At 72.1% G+C, this 17135-nt stretch carries 14 protein-coding genes; 7 read left to right on the top strand and 7 right to left on the bottom strand.

The genetic code is table 11. The features are described 5' to 3' along the window. Positions 1 to 2 precede the first annotated feature (2 nt). Positions 3 to 1187 carry a metabolite traffic protein EboE gene (eboE, locus tag AOM46_RS05505; RefSeq protein ID WP_062206617.1) on the top strand — a complete coding sequence of 395 codons (1185 nt, stop codon included), beginning with the start codon at positions 3 to 5 and terminating at the stop codon, positions 1185 to 1187. A 19-nt stretch (positions 1188 to 1206) separates the two neighbouring features. Beyond that, positions 1207 to 2589: an alkaline phosphatase family protein gene (locus tag AOM46_RS05500; protein ID WP_062206615.1), complete on the top strand. Its 1383-nt coding sequence runs from the start codon at positions 1207 to 1209 to the stop codon at positions 2587 to 2589. A gap of 30 nt (positions 2590 to 2619) precedes the next feature. On the opposite strand, the gene AOM46_RS05495 is transcribed toward AOM46_RS05500, so the two are convergent. Further along, positions 2620 to 3210, bottom strand: coding sequence for a hypothetical protein (locus AOM46_RS05495; RefSeq protein WP_062206613.1), 591 nt, complete (start codon positions 3208 to 3210; stop codon positions 2620 to 2622). A gap of 102 nt (positions 3211 to 3312) precedes the next feature. Here AOM46_RS05495 and AOM46_RS05490 point away from each other — a divergent pair, with 102 nt between their 5' ends. Further along, positions 3313 to 3804 carry a MarR family winged helix-turn-helix transcriptional regulator gene (locus tag AOM46_RS05490; protein WP_062206611.1) on the top strand — a complete coding sequence of 164 codons (492 nt, stop codon included), beginning with the start codon at positions 3313 to 3315 and terminating at the stop codon, positions 3802 to 3804. A gap of 90 nt (positions 3805 to 3894) precedes the next feature. Here AOM46_RS05490 and AOM46_RS05485 read toward each other — a convergent pair whose 3' ends face one another. Both AOM46_RS05485 and AOM46_RS05480 read right to left on the bottom strand, forming a co-directional pair. Continuing rightward, positions 3895 to 4548, bottom strand: a complete 654-nt coding sequence (locus AOM46_RS05485) for a response regulator transcription factor (RefSeq protein WP_062206609.1) — start codon at positions 4546 to 4548, stop codon at positions 3895 to 3897. Continuing rightward, entirely contained in the window at positions 4539 to 5651 is a 1113-nt protein-coding gene (locus AOM46_RS05480; RefSeq protein ID WP_062206607.1) for a sensor histidine kinase, read from the bottom strand. Before AOM46_RS05480 ends, AOM46_RS05485 begins: the two co-directional genes overlap by 10 nt. Positions 5652 to 5845: 194 nt before the next feature. Between AOM46_RS05480 and AOM46_RS05475 the strand changes: the two genes are divergently transcribed. Beyond that, complete coding sequence (locus AOM46_RS05475; RefSeq protein ID WP_062206606.1) at positions 5846 to 6460, top strand: DedA family protein; 615 nt, start codon at positions 5846 to 5848, stop codon at positions 6458 to 6460. A 106-nt stretch (positions 6461 to 6566) separates the two neighbouring features. Here the strand turns inward: AOM46_RS05475 and AOM46_RS05470 are convergent, their stop codons facing one another. Further along, positions 6567 to 7571 (bottom strand): arabinan endo-1,5-alpha-L-arabinosidase, encoded by a 1005-nt coding sequence (locus AOM46_RS05470; RefSeq protein ID WP_370592644.1) that lies wholly within the window; start codon positions 7569 to 7571, stop codon positions 6567 to 6569. Between the two features lie 180 nt (positions 7572 to 7751). On the opposite strand from AOM46_RS05470, the gene AOM46_RS05465 reads away from it, so the two are divergent. From AOM46_RS05465 to AOM46_RS05455, 3 genes are all read left to right on the top strand, one after another. Further along, the gene (locus tag AOM46_RS05465) at positions 7752 to 8384 is read left to right on the top strand and encodes a pyridoxamine 5'-phosphate oxidase family protein (protein WP_062206603.1); all 633 of its coding nucleotides are present in this window, start codon (positions 7752 to 7754) and stop codon (positions 8382 to 8384) included. A gap of 1451 nt (positions 8385 to 9835) precedes the next feature. Further along, positions 9836 to 10618, top strand: a complete 783-nt coding sequence (locus AOM46_RS05460) for an HAD family phosphatase (protein WP_078856509.1) — start codon at positions 9836 to 9838, stop codon at positions 10616 to 10618. Positions 10619 to 10624: 6 nt separating this feature from the next. Next, positions 10625 to 13105 (top strand): glycoside hydrolase family 65 protein, encoded by a 2481-nt coding sequence (locus AOM46_RS05455; RefSeq protein ID WP_078856508.1) that lies wholly within the window; start codon positions 10625 to 10627, stop codon positions 13103 to 13105. 19 nt (positions 13106 to 13124) lie between these two features. On the opposite strand, the gene AOM46_RS05450 is transcribed toward AOM46_RS05455, so the two are convergent. The 3 genes from AOM46_RS05450 to nirB all read right to left on the bottom strand — a co-directional run bounded on the left by AOM46_RS05450 (position 13125) and on the right by nirB (position 17134). Beyond that, positions 13125 to 14024 (bottom strand): universal stress protein, encoded by a 900-nt coding sequence (locus AOM46_RS05450; RefSeq protein ID WP_062206597.1) that lies wholly within the window; start codon positions 14022 to 14024, stop codon positions 13125 to 13127. A 111-nt stretch (positions 14025 to 14135) separates the two neighbouring features. After that, positions 14136 to 14522 carry a nitrite reductase (NAD(P)H) small subunit gene (locus AOM46_RS05445; protein WP_062206595.1) on the bottom strand — a complete coding sequence of 129 codons (387 nt, stop codon included), beginning with the start codon at positions 14520 to 14522 and terminating at the stop codon, positions 14136 to 14138. After that, the gene (nirB, locus tag AOM46_RS05440; RefSeq protein WP_062206592.1) at positions 14519 to 17134 is read right to left on the bottom strand and encodes a nitrite reductase large subunit NirB; all 2616 of its coding nucleotides are present in this window, start codon (positions 17132 to 17134) and stop codon (positions 14519 to 14521) included. The genes AOM46_RS05445 and nirB overlap by 4 nt, the downstream gene beginning before the upstream one ends. Position 17135 lies beyond the last annotated feature (1 nt).

The following is a 17135-nucleotide window of genomic DNA, read 5'->3' as shown; positions in this document are numbered from 1 at the left end:
CCGTGCGTTTCCGCCACCCCAGCGGCGAGTTGGTCCACCTCGCCTACTGCACCAACGTGCACCCCGCCGAGACCCTGGACGGGGTGCTCGCCCAACTCTCCGAACACTGCGCCCCGGTGCGCCGCCGGCTCGGCCGTGAACGCCTCGGCATCGGCCTGTGGCTGGCCGCCGACGTGGTCGCCGCGCTCGGCGACGACCTCGCCGCCCGCCGCACCCTCGCCGACGCGCTGCGCCGCGAGGGCCTTGAGGTCGTCACCCTCAACGGCTTCCCCTACCGGGGGTTCGGCGGCGCCAGGGTCAAGTACCGCGTCTACCAACCGGACTGGACCACCGACCAGCGCCGCGAACACACCCGCCAACTGGCCACCCTGCTCGCCGGGCTGCTCCCCGACGACATCGCCGACGGCACCATCTCCACCCTGCCGCTGGCCTGGCGCACCCCGTTCGACGCCACCGACGCCGGCCGTGCCATGAGCCAACTGGGCCGGCTGGCCGGCGAGTTGGACCAGCTGGCGGAGCGCACCGGGCGTTCGGTGCGGCTGGCCCTGGAGCCCGAGCCGGGCTGCGTCGTCGAGACCACGACCCAGGCCGTCCGGGTCCTCACCGGCCCCGACGCGCCCCCCGCCCACCGGGTCGGCGTCTGCCTGGACACCTGCCATCTGGCCACCGCCTTCGAGGACCCCGACGAGGCGCTTGACCGGCTCACCGGGCAGCGGGTGCCCGTCGTCAAGGCGCAGCTCTCCGCCGCGCTGCACGCCGAGCATCCGGACCGGCCCGAAGTGCGCGCCGCGCTCGCCGACTTCGTCGAGGACCGGTTCCTCCACCAGACCAGGGAACGGGGCGCCGACGGCACCGTCGCCGCCCGCGACGATCTGGACGAGGCGCTGGACGGCGTCCATCCGCTGCCCGCCACGGGACCGTGGCGGGTCCACCACCACATCCCGCTGCACGCGAAGCCGGCCGCGCCGCTGGCCACCACCCTTCCCGTGCTGGAACGCGCGCTCGCCCGGCTGGTCGGCGGCGACCGGCCGCTCACCCACCACCTGGAGGTGGAGACCTACACCTGGCAGGTGCTGCCGCCCGCGCTCCGCCCCACCGACGCCGACCAGCTCGCCGACGGCATCGCCGCCGAACTCGCCCTGGCCCGCGACCTGTTGACCGCCCTCGGCCTCAAAGAGCTGCCGTGAACCGAAAGGAGCCGCTGCCATGACCCGCCGTCTGGTGGTCATCGATGTCGTGGGCCTCACCCCGGCCCTGCTCGACCACATGCCGACCCTGAAGTCGCTCGCCACCCGGGGCTCCCAGGCCCCCCTCGGCACCGTGCTGCCCGCCGTCACCTGCTCGGCCCAGGCCACGTTCCTCACCGGCGAGCTGCCCTCGGGCCACGGCATCGTCGGCAACGGCTGGTACTTCCGCGAGCTGGGCGACGTGCTGCTCTGGCGCCAGCACAACGCGCTGGTCGGCGGCGAGAAGGTGTGGGACGCGGCCCGGAAGGTCGACCCGGACTACACCGTGGCCAACATCTGCTGGTGGTACGCCATGGGCGCCGACACCGACTACACGGTGACGCCCCGGCCCATCTACCACGCCGACGGCAAGAAGGAGCCCGACTGCTACACCAGGCCGCCCGAGCTGCACGACGAACTCACGTCGCGGCTGGGCGAGTTCCCCCTCTTCACCTACTGGGGGCCGACGGCGGCCATCGACTCCTCGCGGTGGATCGCACATGCCGCGCGCCGGGTGCTCACCACCCGCGACCCCGACCTCACCCTGGTCTACCTGCCGCATCTGGACTACGACCTGCAGCGCTACGGCCCCGACTCCCCCCAGGCCCGCGCCGCCGCCGCCGAACTCGACGGCGAACTGGGCCCGCTGCTGGACGCCGCCCGCGAGCGGGACGCCACCGTGCTGGCCCTCTCCGAGTACGGCATCACCTCCGTCAGCCGCCAGATCCACATCAACCGGCGGCTGCGCGAGGCGGGCCTGCTGGAGGTCTACACCCAGGCCGGCATGGAGTATCTGGACCCCTGGGTCTCCCGCGCCTTCGCCGTCGCCGACCACCAGATCGCGCATGTCTATGTCCGCCGCCCCGAGGATCTGGCCCCCGCCCGCGAGGCCCTGGCCGACCTCCCCGGCATCGCCGAACTCCTCGACGACGAGGGCAAGGCCGCCCACGGTCTCGACCACCCCCGCGCCGGCGATCTGGTCGCCGTCGCCGATCCCGACTCCTGGTTCACCTACTACTACTGGCTCGACGACGCGGTGGCCCCCGACTTCGCGCCCACGGTCGAGATCCACCGCAAGCCCGGCTACGACCCGGCCGAACTCTTCTTCAACCCGGAGGACCGCCTGGTCAAGGCCCGCGCCGGCGCCGCCCTGGTGCGAAAGAAGGTCGGCCTGCGCTACCGGATGAACGTCATCCCGCTGGACGGCGCCCAGATCCGCGGCAGCCACGGCCGTCTCCCCACCGACCGCCGCGACCAGCCGGTGCTGATCTGCTCCGACCCCGAGGCCCTCACGGGCGAGGAGGTCCCCGCCACCGACGTCAAATCCCTCCTCCTGCGCCTCGCCGGCCTCGACAAAGCCTGACCGGCCGGGGGACGTTGCCCGGGGCGGCGGTCAGTGCGCGCGGCGGCCCGCTGACCGCCCCGCCTCCGGTGTGACGAGCGCGAGTTGCCGGAGGCGGCAGGAGTACCAGCTGGTGGCCAGGCAGATGACCAGATAGATGCCGACCGCCTGGGCGGCGAAGGCCGGATAGTCGAAGAGCCACCGGTCGGCGGTGGGATCGGTGGCGAAGTCCGGGTTCTCCCGGACATGCGGCGTGATCCAGGCGATGATCCCGCCGACGCACTGAGCGGCGACATACAGCGCCACCAGCTCGCCGAACCGCCGGGCATAGCCGCCCCGGTCCTGACGTATCAGGGCGCGGACCCGCCGCCGCGCGTCCCCGAACCGCCACCGCTCACCACCGGGCGCGACCCGCGCGCTGACCTCGGGAGCGACCACCACGGCGGCGACGACCAGCGCGAACAGCGCGGTCACACAGATCGCCATCGTCGTCTCCGACGACACCCGGCTGCGCATCTGGGGCAGCAACTGCACAGCCAGGACGGGGAGGTTGACGAGCAGGCTCGCGGCATAGACCCGGCCGACGACGGTCCCCGGCACCGGGTCGACGGCGCCGGGCGGGCGTTGTTCTGTTGTGGTCATGCGAGCAATTGAAGCAAGGTGTTTCACCAAAGTGAAGGGATATTTTTCACTTGCGTGAACAGTTGTGGCCTGGCCTCCGCGCGGGAACGTAGCCTCCTCTCCGTGGAAGAACGACGAGCAACGCCGCCGGACGGGGCCGCGTTAGGGCAACAGCTGAGCCTGTGGGTGGTGCTGTACCACGAGACGGTCGCCGCCCGACTGGGCCTCAACGCCACCGAGAACAAGGTGCTCGGCCTCATCGGCCGCGAGCCCGGCGTCAGCCCGACCCGGCTCGCCGAGGAGACCAGGCTGAGCCATGCCGCCATCACCAAGATCACCCAGCGCCTCGTCCAACTCGGCTATGTCGCACGGGAACGCGACGCCACCGACGGGCGCCGGGTCTCCCTCACCTCGACCGCCAGGCACCGCGAGGCCATGTCGGGACTGATGACCCCGCTGCTGGACGGCATGGCCAAGGTCACCGGCGAACTCACCGAAGCCGAACTCGGAACGGTCGCCCGCTGGCTCTCCGGCACCATCGCCGCGCTGCGCGACGCCACCACCGCCCTCGCCGAGGCCGACCCCGACGACGCGCTCGACGGCGCCGGAGACTGAACCCCGCCTCCGTCCTCCCGGCGAGGCCGCCACGCGTCCCGGGGGTCGCCGGTTCAGGCCCCCGGGTATCCCTCGGGTATCCCTCGGATATCAGACGCCCAGGTAGCGGAGCACGGCCAGGACCCGGCGGCTGTGGCCTTCGGCGGACGTCAGATCGAGCTTGGTGAAGATGGCGTTGACATGCTTCTCGACGGCGCTGCGGGAGACATGCAGCCGGGTGGCGATCGCCGCGTTGGTATGGCCCTGCGCCATCTCGCCCAGCACAGCGCGCTCGCGCGGGGTGAGGCGGTCCAGATGGTGCGCGGCCTGGCCCCGGGTGAGGAGCTGGCGGACCACCTCGGGGTCGAAGGCGGTGCGCCCGGTGGCGACCCGGTCCAGGGCGTCCAGGAACTCCTCGATCTCCACGACCCGGTCCTTGAGCAGATAGCCGACGCCCTCGGGCGCGCCGTCGGCGCCCGTCAACAGCTCGGTGGCGTACCGGCGTTCGACATACTGGGAGAGGACGAGCACCCCGACCGAGGGCCAGCGGCGACGGATCTCCAGGGCGGCGCGCAGCCCCTCGTCCCGGTGGTCGGGCGGCATCCGCACATCGATCACCGCCACATCGGGCGGCTCGGCGGCCACCGCGGCGAGAAGCGCTTCGGCGTCGCCGACGGCGGCCGCGATCCGGTGGCCCTCGTCGGTCAGCAGCCGGGCCAGTCCCTCGCGGAGCAGGGTCGAGTCGTCGGCCAGGATCAGGCGCATGGCAGCTCCGCGGCGATCACGGTGGGCCCGCCGGTCGGGCTGTCCACCTCGAAGTGGCCGTCCAGCGCGGCGACCCGGCGGGCCAGCCCCAGCAGTCCGCCGCCGGCGGGATCGGCGCCGCCCCGGCCGTCGTCCGTCACCCGTATCGCCATCCCACCGGCGTCGTCCCCGCGTTCGGACACCGCGATGGTGACCCGCTCGGCGCCGGAGTGCTTGACGGCGTTGGTCACCGCCTCGCAGACCACGAAGTAGGCGACGGTGCCCACCGCGCTGCTGGGGGCCTCGCGCAGCCGGTAGCTGAGCCGGACGGGCAGCGGGGAACGTTCGGCGACGGTCTCCAGAGCGGCATGCAGTCCGGCCTCGTCGAGCACGGTGGGGTAGACCCGCCAGGCCACTTCCCGCAGCTCTGTCAGAGCCTGGGCGGCCTCCTGCCGTGCCTGGTTGAGCAGTTCATCGGCACGGTGCGGATAACGCTGGGCCCGGCTGATGGACATGCCGAGGGCGACCAGCCGCTGCTGGACACCGTCGTGCAGATCGCGCTCGATGCGGCGGCGCTCCTCGGAGATGGCCTCCACCACCCCGGCGCGGCTGTCGGACAGTTCGGCGATGCGCCGGCGCAGCGTCTCCTCCTCGCTGGGGCCGAGATAGCGGCGGGCCAGCCGCACCTCGAAACCGGCCAGCCCCGAGACGCCCTGCACCGTGAGGAACAGCAGAAACGCGCCGCCGATGCCGGACGGAACGGTGGCGACCGGGGAGAACACCACCCAGCCCCAGACGAGCAGCGAGCCGTAGAGAACGCTGACCAGCAGCGAGGCCAGCACCAGCGCGCTCAGCGCGGCCAGCCCGACCCGGGAGGTGAGATAGGGCAGCGTTCGCCCGGGCGGACAGCGGTCGGCGACCTCCATGTTCAGAAAACGTGCCAGCCGCCGGCTGTCCAGGGCCACCAACCGGGCTGAGACTTGCCTCACCCGGCGAGGCGCGCCGGGCACCAGGGCCCGGGCCGGCCAGCCGACCAGCGCCAGGGGCAGCGCGCACAGCCCGGTGCCGATGCCGAGGATGAGGCCGACGAGCACCCGCAGGCGTCGGCGCAGCTGTTGTCGCACGAGAGGGGACGCTAGACGAGACGGCGCCGGGACGGTACTGCGGAAAACCGCAGGATGCGCTCGGGGGTGGACCGCGTGGCGCCGGGAGGCCGCGGACTTGTAGCGTCTCAGGTGTGATCGTATCCTCCGCATCTCACCAACTCGCCGCTACGGCCGAGGACCCGGGCGGCATCGCCGGGTGGGCCACCGACCTGATGGAGGCGATGGGAGCGCCCGGCGCTGGCCTGGCCATCGCCCTGGAAAACCTCTTTCCCCCGCTGCCCAGCGAGGTGATCCTGCCGCTGGCCGGGTTCACCGCCAGCCGGGGGGAGATGGAGCTGTGGGCGGCGCTGCTGTGGACCACGGTCGGTTCCGTGGTGGGCGCGGTGGCTCTCTACTGGGTCGGCGCACTGCTGGGCCGGGACCGGCTGTTCGCCATCGCGGCAAAGCTTCCCCTGGTGAAGATCTCGGATATCGAGAAGACCGAAGCCTGGTTCGCCAAGCATGGCAACAAGGCGGTCTTCTTCGGTCGAATGATCCCCATCTTCCGAAGTCTGATCTCCGTACCCGCCGGTGTGGAGAAGATGCCGCTGCGCACGTTCCTGCTGCTGACCACGCTGGGCAGCGCCATCTGGAACACGATCTTCGTGCTGGCCGGCTACCACCTCGGGGAGAACTGGGAGGAGGTCACCGACTTCGTCAGCGTCTACTCCAAGGGCGTCCTGGTGATCGTGGTGGTGGTGCTGATCGGCTTCCTGATCTTCCGGGCGACCAGGCCGGGCGGTGGCAAGCGGCGGGCCTCGTCGGGGCGCGGCTCGGACAACGGCTGAGCGAGGGTCGCGGGCCTGAGGGCTCGGGGGCTCGGGGCCTGGGGGGCCGGAATGCGTGGCGCCCCAGGCCCGTTCCGCCGGTGCCCGTTCCCGTGCCCGTTCCCGCTCAGTAGGCGACCGGCCAGCCGCTGCTCCAGTCCAGCAGGTTGACCCCCAGCTTGGGCGCCCCGTTCGCCTCGCCGTCGTAGTAGTGGTAGACGAGCAGATCGCCGTCCACATCGTTCAGCACGCTCTGGCCGCCGGGGCCGATCCATCGGCCGTGGCTCTCCAGAACGGGGGTGCCGCCGTTGTCGCGCAGGTCCACGCCGTTCCGGTCGAGGAACGGTCCGGTGGGGGCGGTGGCCCGGCCGACCCGGATGCGGTAGGTGCTGTCGGTGCCGGCACAGCAGGTGCCATAGGAGTTGAACAGGTAGTAGTACCCGTTGCGCTTGATCAGGGTCGGCCCCTCGATACCGCCGCCGGCGGAGGCCAGGTCATAGCGCTGCGCATGGTCCGGATGCTGTTTCCCGGTCGCCGGGTCGATCTCGATCAGTTTGATACCGGTCCACCAGGAGCCAAAGGCGAGCCACCAACGACCGTCATCGTCCACCAGCAGACTCGGGTCGATCGCGTTGTAGTCGGAACCGGAAGTGGTGCGATGCACCTCGCCCTGGTCGTCCCAACTGCCGGGCAGCCCGGTCGGACTGGTGGCCAGGCCGATGGCCGAGGTGTTCCGGCCGAAGTTGGAGATCGCGTAGTAGAGGTAGTACTGGCCGTTGTGGAACGAGACATCCGGCGCCCACGGGTTCTGGTCCGGCGAGATCTCCGCCCACCAGGACTCGGGCGCGGTGAACGCCGACCCCGCGTCGGTGAACGCGATCCGGTCCGTTGAGATCCGCGCCTCCAACAGATCGTTGGAGCCGTAGACCACATAGCCCTGATCGGTTCTGATCATCGACGGATCGTGAATGCCGATATCGCCGGTGACCAGCCCCGGCGCCGGATAGGCGACGGCGGTGGGCTGCCAGAGCAGCCAGCTGAGCGCGAAGGCCAACAGCGTGGCCAGCCCGGCCCGCCACAGGGCACGCCGGGACCGCCGTGGCGTGGCACGGCTCGACAAGCGGAGACGCACGGAACTCTCCTCGCCTAGAGAGATGTTGGGTGTTCTTGGAACGAGGTGGTTTCTCTGTGCGGAACAGTTGCCATGTGCGGGATGTGGGCGATGTGATCTGTGTCACAGTCTCGGGTGGGGGGGGCGGGGCTGGGCGGAGATCAACGAGCGCGGGGCGGGCCGAGCGGAGACGCTGGGAGGGTGGAGAACCATCGCACCGACGTGGGCCGCAGGGTGGCGCTGCGGCGGGAACAGCTGGGCCTCGACCGGGCCACCGTCGCCGAACGTGCCGGCGTCGCCCCCGAGTACCTGCGCTATCTGGAGGAGCGGCCGGCCTCGCCCTCCCACGCCTCGCTCACCCGAGTGGCGCGCGCCCTCGACACCACCGTCGCCGAGCTGAGCGGCGCCCCCCGACCGACCGGCGGCGCACCGCCCGAGGTGAGCCACAAGGACGGGCTGCGGGCGCTGGACGAGGCCACCTGCTGGGACCTGCTCGCCGGCCACAGCGTCGGCCGCGTGGCCGTCGCCACCCCCGGCGGTCCGGCGATCGTGCCGGTCACCTACGCGCTGGACGACCACACGGTGATCTACCGCACCGCGCCCAAGGCGTCCCCCTCCTTCCTGCCCGAGGCCGAAGAACTGGCCTTCGAGGTCGACCACCTGGACGAGGCGCAACGGCTCGGCTGGAGCGTGCTGGTGGTGGGCCACGCCCGGCGGGTGACCGAACCGGCCGAGATCGCGGCCCTCCCCGAGCCGTGGGCCGGCGGCCAGCGCGACGTGTGGATCCGGCTGGAGCCCGAACGGGTTACGGGGCGTCGGGTGACGCTGACCTGACGGTGCCGGGGGCCCGGCTGCCCTGACGCGGTTTTCCCCCGCCCGCCCGCCCCCTTTCTGCCTGCCGGCGGGGCGCTGCCCCCGCTCCGCGGGGGTTCTTTTATCCCCGCCCGCCCGCCCCTTTTTGCCTGCGGCGAGGTGCTGCCGCCGCTCCGCGCGGTTTTTTCCCCACCCGCCCGCCCCTTTTTGCCTGCGGCGAGGTGCTGCCGGCGCTGCGCGCGTCGTTCGCCCGTTTCGTCTACCGGCGAGGTGCCGCTGGCGCTGTGCGCGGCGTTGTGTTTCCCGTCCGCTCCATTCGCGTGCGGCGGGGTGCTGTCGGCGCTCCGCGCGGGGTTTCCCCGTCCGCCCGTCCCTTTTTGCCTGCGGCGCGGTGTCGCTGGCGCTGTGCGCGTCGTTCGCCCGTTTCGTCTACCGGCGGGGTGCCGCTGGCGCTGTGCGCGGCGTTGTGTTTCCCGTCCGCTCCATTCGCGTGCGGCGGGGTGCTGTCGGCGCTCCGCGCGGGGTTTCCCCGTCCGCCCGTCCCTTTTTGCCTGCGGCGAGGTGCCGCTGGCGCTGTGCGCGGCGTTGTGTTTCCCGTCCGCTCCTTTTGCCTGCGGCCGGGTGCGGTCGGCGCTGTGCCCGGGGGCTTCCCCGCGCTCGTCTTCTTGCTTGCCGGCGGGGTGCGGCTGGCGCTCCGCGCCGGGTTCTCCCGCCCGTCCGCCCTTTTTGCCTGCGGTGGGGTGCTGTCGGCGCTCCGCGTTGGGTTTCCCCGCCCACCCGCCCCTTCTTGCCTGCGGCGCGGTGTCGCCGGCGCTGTGCGCGGCGTTGCGTTTTCCGTCCGCGCCCCTTTCTGCCTGCCGGCGGGGTGCTGCGGGCGCTGCGCGCGGGTTTTGTTATCCCCGCCCGCCTTTTTTGCCTGGGGCCATGGCTTCGGTATTTCCAAGCCTGCGACCCGGCCCGGTAGGCCGCGGCAGCTCGCCCGCCGGGGCCGGGGGCGACACCTCGTCGCAGGCAAGGGGCGCACGGGCAGGAAACCCCGACGAGGGGGTGGGCGGGCGGGACAAAAACGCGCGCGGAGCGCTCACCGCACCCCGCCGCAGGCGAGAAGAGTGAAGAGTGGGCGGGGAACGCAGCGCCGGCAACACCGCGCCGGTAGGCAAAAGGGCGGGTGGTGGGGAAACCCCGGCGTGGAGCGCCGGCAGCACCTCGCCGCAGGCAGAAAGGGGCGGGCGGGCGGGGGCAAAAGAAGCCGCGCGCAGCGCCGGCAGCACCCCGCCGGCAGGCAGAAAGGGGCGGGTGGGCGGGGGCAAAAGAAGCCGCGCGCAGCGCTCACAGCAACCTTGTCGGGAGGCAAAAGGAGAGGGCGGGCAGGCGGGGAGACCCCGGCGTGGAGCGTCGGTGCGGTGCCGGTCGGTGGCTTGACGCAGCCGGGGTGCCGGCACCGTTTGCGGGGGAGGGGTGCGGGGGTTCCCATGGAGGGAGGGCCGCGGGGGTCTCGTGGTCGTCAAGGGAGGCGGTGGTGGTCGGTGAGTGTGCCGGATCTGTGGGCGTGCGATGCGGTGGTTTTCGACACCGACGGGGTGATCACCGACTCGGCCTCGGTGCATGCCTCCTCCTGGAAGGAGGCGTTCGACGAGGTGCCCGGTGTCGATCCGCCGTTCGACGAGCGGGAGGACTACCGGCGGCATGTGGACGGCAAGTCCCGCCTCGACGGTGCGGCCGCGTTTCTGGCCGCTCGGGGGATCGAGCTGCCGGTCGGTGATGTGGAGGACATGCCGGGCGTCGAGAGCGTCTGTCAGGTCGCGGCCCGTAAGGAGGAGGCGTTTATGCGCCGGCTCCACGAGCGGGGTGTGGAGGTGTTCGCCGGTACCGTCCGGCTGTTGAACAAGCTGCACGAGGCGGGGGTGCCGTGTGCCGCCGTCTCCTCGTCGCGGCATGCCAGGGATCTGCTGGCCAGGGCCGGGGTGCGGTCGTTGCTGGGGACGGTGGTGGACGGCAATGACATGGCCCGGCTCGATCTGCCGGGGAAGCCCGATCCGGCGCTCTTCCTGGAGGGGGTGCGCCGGCTGGGCTGTGAGCCGGCGGGGGCCGCCGTGGTGGAGGACGCGCTGGCCGGGGTCGAGGCCGGGCACCGGGGCGGGTTCGGGCTGGTGGTCGGGGTGAACCGGTCGGCGACGGACGAGGGTGCCGACGATCTGTCGGAGCACGGTGCCGATGTGGTCGTGGGGGATCTCGGCGAACTCGTGCGGAGGTGACGCCCGATGAGGTGGCGTAGGCGGGCGAACGCGGCCGATCCGGTGGACACCTGGGACGAGTGGGCGGTCCGGACCAGGCAACTCGACGGGTGGGAGTGGGAGTACGAGGGGTACGACCCGCGTGCGGAGCGGCTGCGCGAGGCGCTGTGCACGTTGAGCAACGGTTACTTCGCCACCCGGGGTGCGGCGCCCGAGGTCAGTGCCGGTCCCGCCCACTATCCGGGGACCTATGCCGCCGGCCTCTACAACCGGCTGACCTCGTCGCTCGCGGGGCGGCGGCTGCCGCACGAGGAGATCGTCAACCTGCCGAACTGGCTGCCGCTGCGGTTCCGTATCCACCCGGACGAGGGGCCGGTCGGCGAGTGGTTCAATCCCGACCAGCATCCCGAGGGGCTGTTGCGGTACCGGCAGGTGCTGGATCTCAAGCGCGGGGTGCTGACCCGCCAGGTGCGGTACCGGGATCCGCTCGGTCGTCATCTGGGCATCACCCAGTCCCGTCTGGTGAGCATGGCCGCTCCCCATCTGGCGGCGCTGCGCACGGAGTTCAGCGCGGAGGACTGGTCGGGTGGCATCGAGGTCGAGTCGGCGATCGACGGTCTGGTCGGCAATACGGGGGTGGCCCGCTACCGGGATCTGGCCAGTCACCATCTGACCCGGATGGGTACCGGCGGCGAGGACGGGGGCGCGGTGTGGTTGCGGTGCCGCACGGGCACGTCGGATGTGCGGATCGTGCTGGCGGCCCGGCTGCGGACCTGGCCCGAGCAGCCGCCGGAGTCGGTGCACACCAGGCTGGCCGACTACCAGGTCGGTCAGCGGGTGACGTTGCCGTTGACGCCGGGGAGCCCGGTGGCCGTGGAGAAGGTGGTGGCGCTGTACACGTCGAAGGACCGGGCGATCTCGGGGCCGCTGCCGGCCGCGTTGGACGCGGTGCGTACCGCCCCTGACTTCGACGGGTTGTTGGCCGAACACGCGGCGGCCTGGGCGCGGTTGTGGCGGCGCGCCGATCTGGAGGTGCCGGGGGAGCCGGGCCATGTGCTGCGGGTGCACATGTTCCATGTGCTGCAGACGCTGTCCCCGCACAGCGCGGATCTCGATGTGGGGGTGCCGGCGCGTGGGCTGCACGGGGAGGCGTACCGGGGGCATGTCTTCTGGGACGAGCTGTTTGTCCTGCCCTATCTGAATCTGCACTTTCCCGAGCTGTCCCGGGCGTTGATGGGCTATCGCCACCGGCGGCTGCCCGCCGCGCTGCGGGCCGCCGTCGAGGCCGGTCGGGAGGGCGCGATGTATCCGTGGCAGTCGGGGAGCGACGGTCGGGAGGAGACGCCTGAGGTGCATCTCAACCCGCGTTCGGGCCGTTGGCTGCCGGACAACTCGCGGTTGCAGCACCATGTGGGTTCGGCCGTCGCCTACAACGTGTGGCGCTATGGACAGGCCACCGGGGACACCGAGTTCACCCATACCAAGGGTGCCGAGATGCTGACCCAGATCGCGCGTTTCTGGGCGGCGCTCGCCGAGTTCGACCAGGCCGAGGGGCGTTACCGCATCCGGGGCGTGGTGGGCCCCGACGAGTACCACGAGGGCTATCCGGACGCGGAGCGCGCCGGCCTCGACGACAACGCGTACACCAATGTGATGGCCTCCTGGACGCTGGCCAGGGCCGCCGAGCTGGCCCGTACCCTGCCGGCCTCGCGGCGCCGTGAGTTGGCCGACGCCGTCGGCCTGGTGGACGGGGAGCCCGAGCGTTGGGACGAGGTGTCCCGACGGCTGCGGGTGCCGTTCCACCAGGGGGTGATCAGCCAGTTCGACGGCTATGGCGAGCTGGCCGAGCTGGACTGGGAGGGGTATCGGAGCCGCTATGGCGATATCCGTCGGCTGGATCGGCTGCTGGAGTCCGAGGGTGACTCCGTCAACCGCTACCAGGCGTCCAAGCAGGCCGATGTGCTGATGCTGGGCTATCTGCTGCCGCCGGGCGAACTCACCGAGCAGTTCGCCAGGATGGGGTACGAGCTGACGGAGGAGCAGTGGCGGTGCACCGTCGACTACTACCTGCGGCGCACCAGCCATGGTTCGACGTTGAGCGGTGTGGTGCACGCCTGGGTGTTGGCGCAGGCGCGGCACGCGGATGCCTGGGAGCATGTGAAGGAGGCGCTGGCCAGCGATGTCGCCGATGTGCAGGGCGGCACCACGGCCGAGGGCATCCATCTGGGCGCGATGGCCGGCACCCTGGACCTGGTGCAGCGCGGGCTCACCGGGCTCGGTTCCCGGGAGGGCGCGCTCTGGCTCGATCCGTCGCCGCTGCCCCAACTCCAGGAGTTCGGCTTCTCGTTGCGGCATCGTGGGGTGGGGCTGCGGCTGCGGATGAAGCCGGGGCAGCTGTGGATCGGGGTGCCGCCCTGGGAGGAGGGCTCGGTGCGGGTGGTGCTGGCCGACCGGACGGTGGAGATCGCGCCGGGCGAGGACACGCTGCTGGCGCTGCCCGAGGAGTGAGGGCCCGCCAGGGGCGGGCTCAGTCCTCGTGCGGGACCACGGCCACCGGCGGCCTGGCGTGGTGGATCGCGGCATGGGTGACGGGCCCGGCGCGCATGCTCAGCAGCGGACGGCGGACCCGGCGGCCCGTGACCACCAGGGCGGCCTGGCCGGCGGCTGCGTCCAGCAGCACCTCGGAGGCGTTGCCGTAGCGCAGATGCTCGATCACGGGGACGCCCGGATAGCGCTGTCGCCAGGGCGCCAGCACGGTGACCAGCTCCTCGGCGTGGCGGCTCTCCAGGTCGAGATGGCGATCGCGCTCCTCGCCCTCCAGGTTCTCCGGCGGGTTGGCGCCGAACAGCGAGGGCGCCGCGCCCCAGGCCCGTACCGCGCGTACGGCGGCGCCGCGTGCCGAAGCGGTGGTGAACGCGAACTCCAGGAGGGTGGCCGCCGGTTGGCCCAGGTCCTTGAGCCCGACCACGATCTCGTCGCCCTCGCCGCCGTTCCCCGGCACCTGGTCGGCCGGCTCCGCGTCCGAGGTGGTCCGCACCAGGACGACGGGGCGGGTGCTGTGGGTGATCACCGGCAGGCCGACCGAGCCCAGCAGAAAGCCGAGCAGCGGGCCGTGGCCCCGGGTGCCCAGCACCAACAGCTCGGCGTCCGCGGCCTGTTCGACCAGCCCGGCGGTGGCCATCTCCGGCAGCAGCGCGGTGCTGACGGTGAGCCCCGGGTGGCGGTCGGCGACCTCGCGCTCGTGGTCCTCCAGCAGCTGCCGGGAGGCCGGTTCGTCCGGCACCGGCGGCGCGTACAGCGGCTCGTTGATCCAGGCGTGCACCAGGCGCAGGGGCAGTCCGCGACGCGCCGCCTCGCGGGCCCCCCACTCCGCGGCGGCGCGGCTCTGCGGGGAGCCGTCCACGCCGACGATGACAGGGCGAGTCATGGGCCATCCCTCTGTTCCGGCAGCAGTGACCTACGCACCCACTGTTGCGCGGTTTGTCCCGAGGGGCGAGCCGGGTGGGGCGCACGGGGCACCCAGCCGGGGGTCGGCGGGTCAGCGCAGCCGGACGGGGTAGGTCGGCAGCGCCCTGGCGGGGTCGTCGGGGGCGTCAAGGCAGCTGCCGTCGGTCAGGTCGAAACGCTGCTTGAGCAGCGGCGAGGCGACGAACGGGCGGCCGTCGTTGCCGGTTGAGCCCAGCAGCCCACGGGACAGCACGAAGGCGCCGGTGAACGGGTCGCGGTTGTCGACGGCGTGGACGTCGCCGCGTCGGTCGAGGAAGACGGCGGCCTGTCGGCCGTCGGGGAGCAGTACGGCCACGCCCCGGCCCGGGGTCAGCGCGGCCAGGGCGCAGACCGGCAGCCAGCGGCCCTCCACGGCGATCTCGACCGCGGTTCCGGTGGCGGTGTCGGTGGGGCGGGGCGACAGGGTGGTGACGGTCATCGGGGGGTGCTTCCTTCCAGGGTGCGGACCGGGAGCGTGGGCCCGGCCAGAACGGTCAGATCGGGCTTGTGCTGCTCGCGCTCCTGGACGAAGCGCACCGAGGGGTCCGGCGTGCCCGGTGCGTTCACGAAGGAGACAAAGCGCGCCAGCTTCTCCGGGTCGCTCAACGTCTGGGCCCACTCGTCGCGGTAGTTGGCCACATGGGTGGCCATCTGGGCCTCCAACTCGTCGCAGATGCCCAGCGTGTCGTCCACCACCACATCCCGCACATGGTCGAGTCCGCCGCCGATGCGCTCCAGCCATACCGAGGTCCGTTCCAGCCGGTCGGCGGTGCGGATGTAGAACATCAGGAAGCGGTCGATCAGCCGGACGAGTTCGGCGTCCGAGAGGTCCTGGGCCAGCAGGTCGGCGTGGCGCGGCGTGGCGCCGCCGTTGCCGCCGACATAGAGGTTCCAGCCGCCGGCCGTGGCGATCACCCCGAAGTCCTTGCCCATCGCCTCGGCGCACTCCCTGGCGCATCCCGAGACGGCGGACTTCAGCTTGTGCGGGGCGCGCAGCCCCCGGTAGCGCAGCTCCAGATCGATCGCCATCCGCACGCTGTCCTGCACCCCGTACCGGCACCAGGTGGAGCCCACACAGCTCTTCACGGTGCGCAGCGCCTTGCCGTAGGCATGCCCGGACTCGAAGCCGGCCTCCACCAACCGTGCCCAGATCGCCGGCAGTTGGTCGACGCTCGCGCCGAACATGTCGATCCGCTGGCCACCGGTGATCTTGGTGTAGAGGTTGAAGTCCCGTGCCACCTCGCCGATCACGATCAGCTTCTCCGGGGAGATCTCGCCCCCCGGCACCCGCGGCACGATCGAGTAGGACCCGTTGCGTTGCAGATTGGCCAGGAAATGGTCGTTGGTGTCCTGGAGCGCGGCCTGTTCGCCGGCCAGCACATGGCCGTCGGCGCCGATGCTGGGCGCCAGCGACGCCAGGATCGAGCCGACCGTCGGCTTGCAGACCTCGCAACCGTCCCCGCCGCGAGCCGCCGGGCGCCCGTGTCCGTCCAGCAGCGCCTGGTAGGAGGTGATCCGCAGGCTGGCCACGATCTCGAACAGCTCCTGGCGGGTGTGGGCGAAGCAGCCGCAGAGGCCACGGTCGACGCTGACCCCGTTCGCCTCCAGCTCGGCGTCCACAAGATGCCCCAGCACCTTGACGCAACTCCCGCAGCCGGTACCGGCCTTGGTGCAGGACTTCACCGCCGCGACCGAGCCACAGCCCTGTTCCGTGACGGCCGCCCGGACGGCGCCCTTGGTGACGTTGTGGCAGTTGCAGACCACCGCCGCGTCCGGCAGCGAGGCCGGGCCCAGCGCGGCGGCGGGCGCCAGACCGGCCGGCAGCACCAGCTGCTCGGGCGCGGCCGGCGGCACGCTGCCGGTCAACGGGCGCAGCAGACCGTAGGAGTCGGCGTCGCCGACCAGCACCCCGCCCAGCAGCGTCCCGTCCCGGCCCACCACCAGCTTCTTGTAGACGCCGGCCCTGGAGTCCGCGTAGACCACGTCGAGGCATCCGTCGGCGCGGCCGTGCGCGTCGCCGAAGCTGGCCACGTCGACGCCCAGCAGCTTCAGCTTGGTCGAGGTGTCGGCACCGGTGAACGTCGCGCCGCCGTCCCGGCCCGCCACCGCGTCGGCGGCGGTCGCGGCCATCTCGTAGCCGGGCGCGACCAGCCCGTAGACCATCCCGTCGCTGGCCAGCGCGCACTCGCCGATGGCGAACACCCGGGGGTCGGAGGTGCGGCAGCGGTCGTCGACGGCGATGCCGCCGCGCTGGCCGATCGTCAGCCCGGCCTCCCTGGCCAGCTGGTCGCGCGGGCGGACCCCGGCGGAGAACACCACCAGATCCGTGGCCACCGACGAGCCGTCGGAGAGCGCCATCGCCTCGACGGCCCCCGAACCGTCGACGGTGATCTCCTGCGCACCCACCCCGGTGTGCACGGTGAGGCCCATTTCCTCAACGGTGCGGCGGAGCGCGCTGCCGCCGCCCTCGTCCACCTGGATGGCCATCAACCGGGAGTTGAACTCCACCACATGGGTGTCCAGGTCAAGGCCGCGCAGCGCGCCCGCCGCCTCAAGTCCGAGCAGCCCGCCGCCCACCACCACCCCGGTCCGCGCCGACCGCGCGGCCGCGCTGATCGCCTCCAGATCCTCGATGGTGCGGTAGACGAAGCAACCGTCCGCGTCCGCGCCCGGCACCGGCGGGACAAACGGGTAGGAACCGGTGGCCAGCACCAGGGTGTCGTACCCGACCACCCGCCCGGAGCGGGTGGTCACCGTGCGTGCCGCCCGGTCGATCGACTCCGCCGGATCGCCCAGGCACAGCTCGATGCCGTGCCGCGCCATGAAGCCGTCGGGCGTCAGGGACAGCTCCTCGGCGCTGGTCCCGCTGAACCAGGAGGTCAGATGCACCCGGTCGTAGGCCGGCCGCACCTCCTCGGCGAGCACCACCACCGCGGCCCGCTCGGTGACCCCACGGTCGACCAACTCCTCAAGGAAACGCTGGCCGACCATCCCGTGGCCGACCACCACGATGGTCTCGCCCGGCTGCGCCTGGCTCGCGGTGTGGGACATG

Source organism: Streptomyces sp. NBRC 109706, assembly GCF_000974485.1.
In the GTDB taxonomy this organism is placed as follows: domain Bacteria; phylum Actinomycetota; class Actinomycetes; order Streptomycetales; family Streptomycetaceae; genus Streptomyces.
The sequence above is the reverse complement of the archived record's forward strand: the minus strand, read 5'-3'. Positions and strand labels throughout refer to the sequence as shown.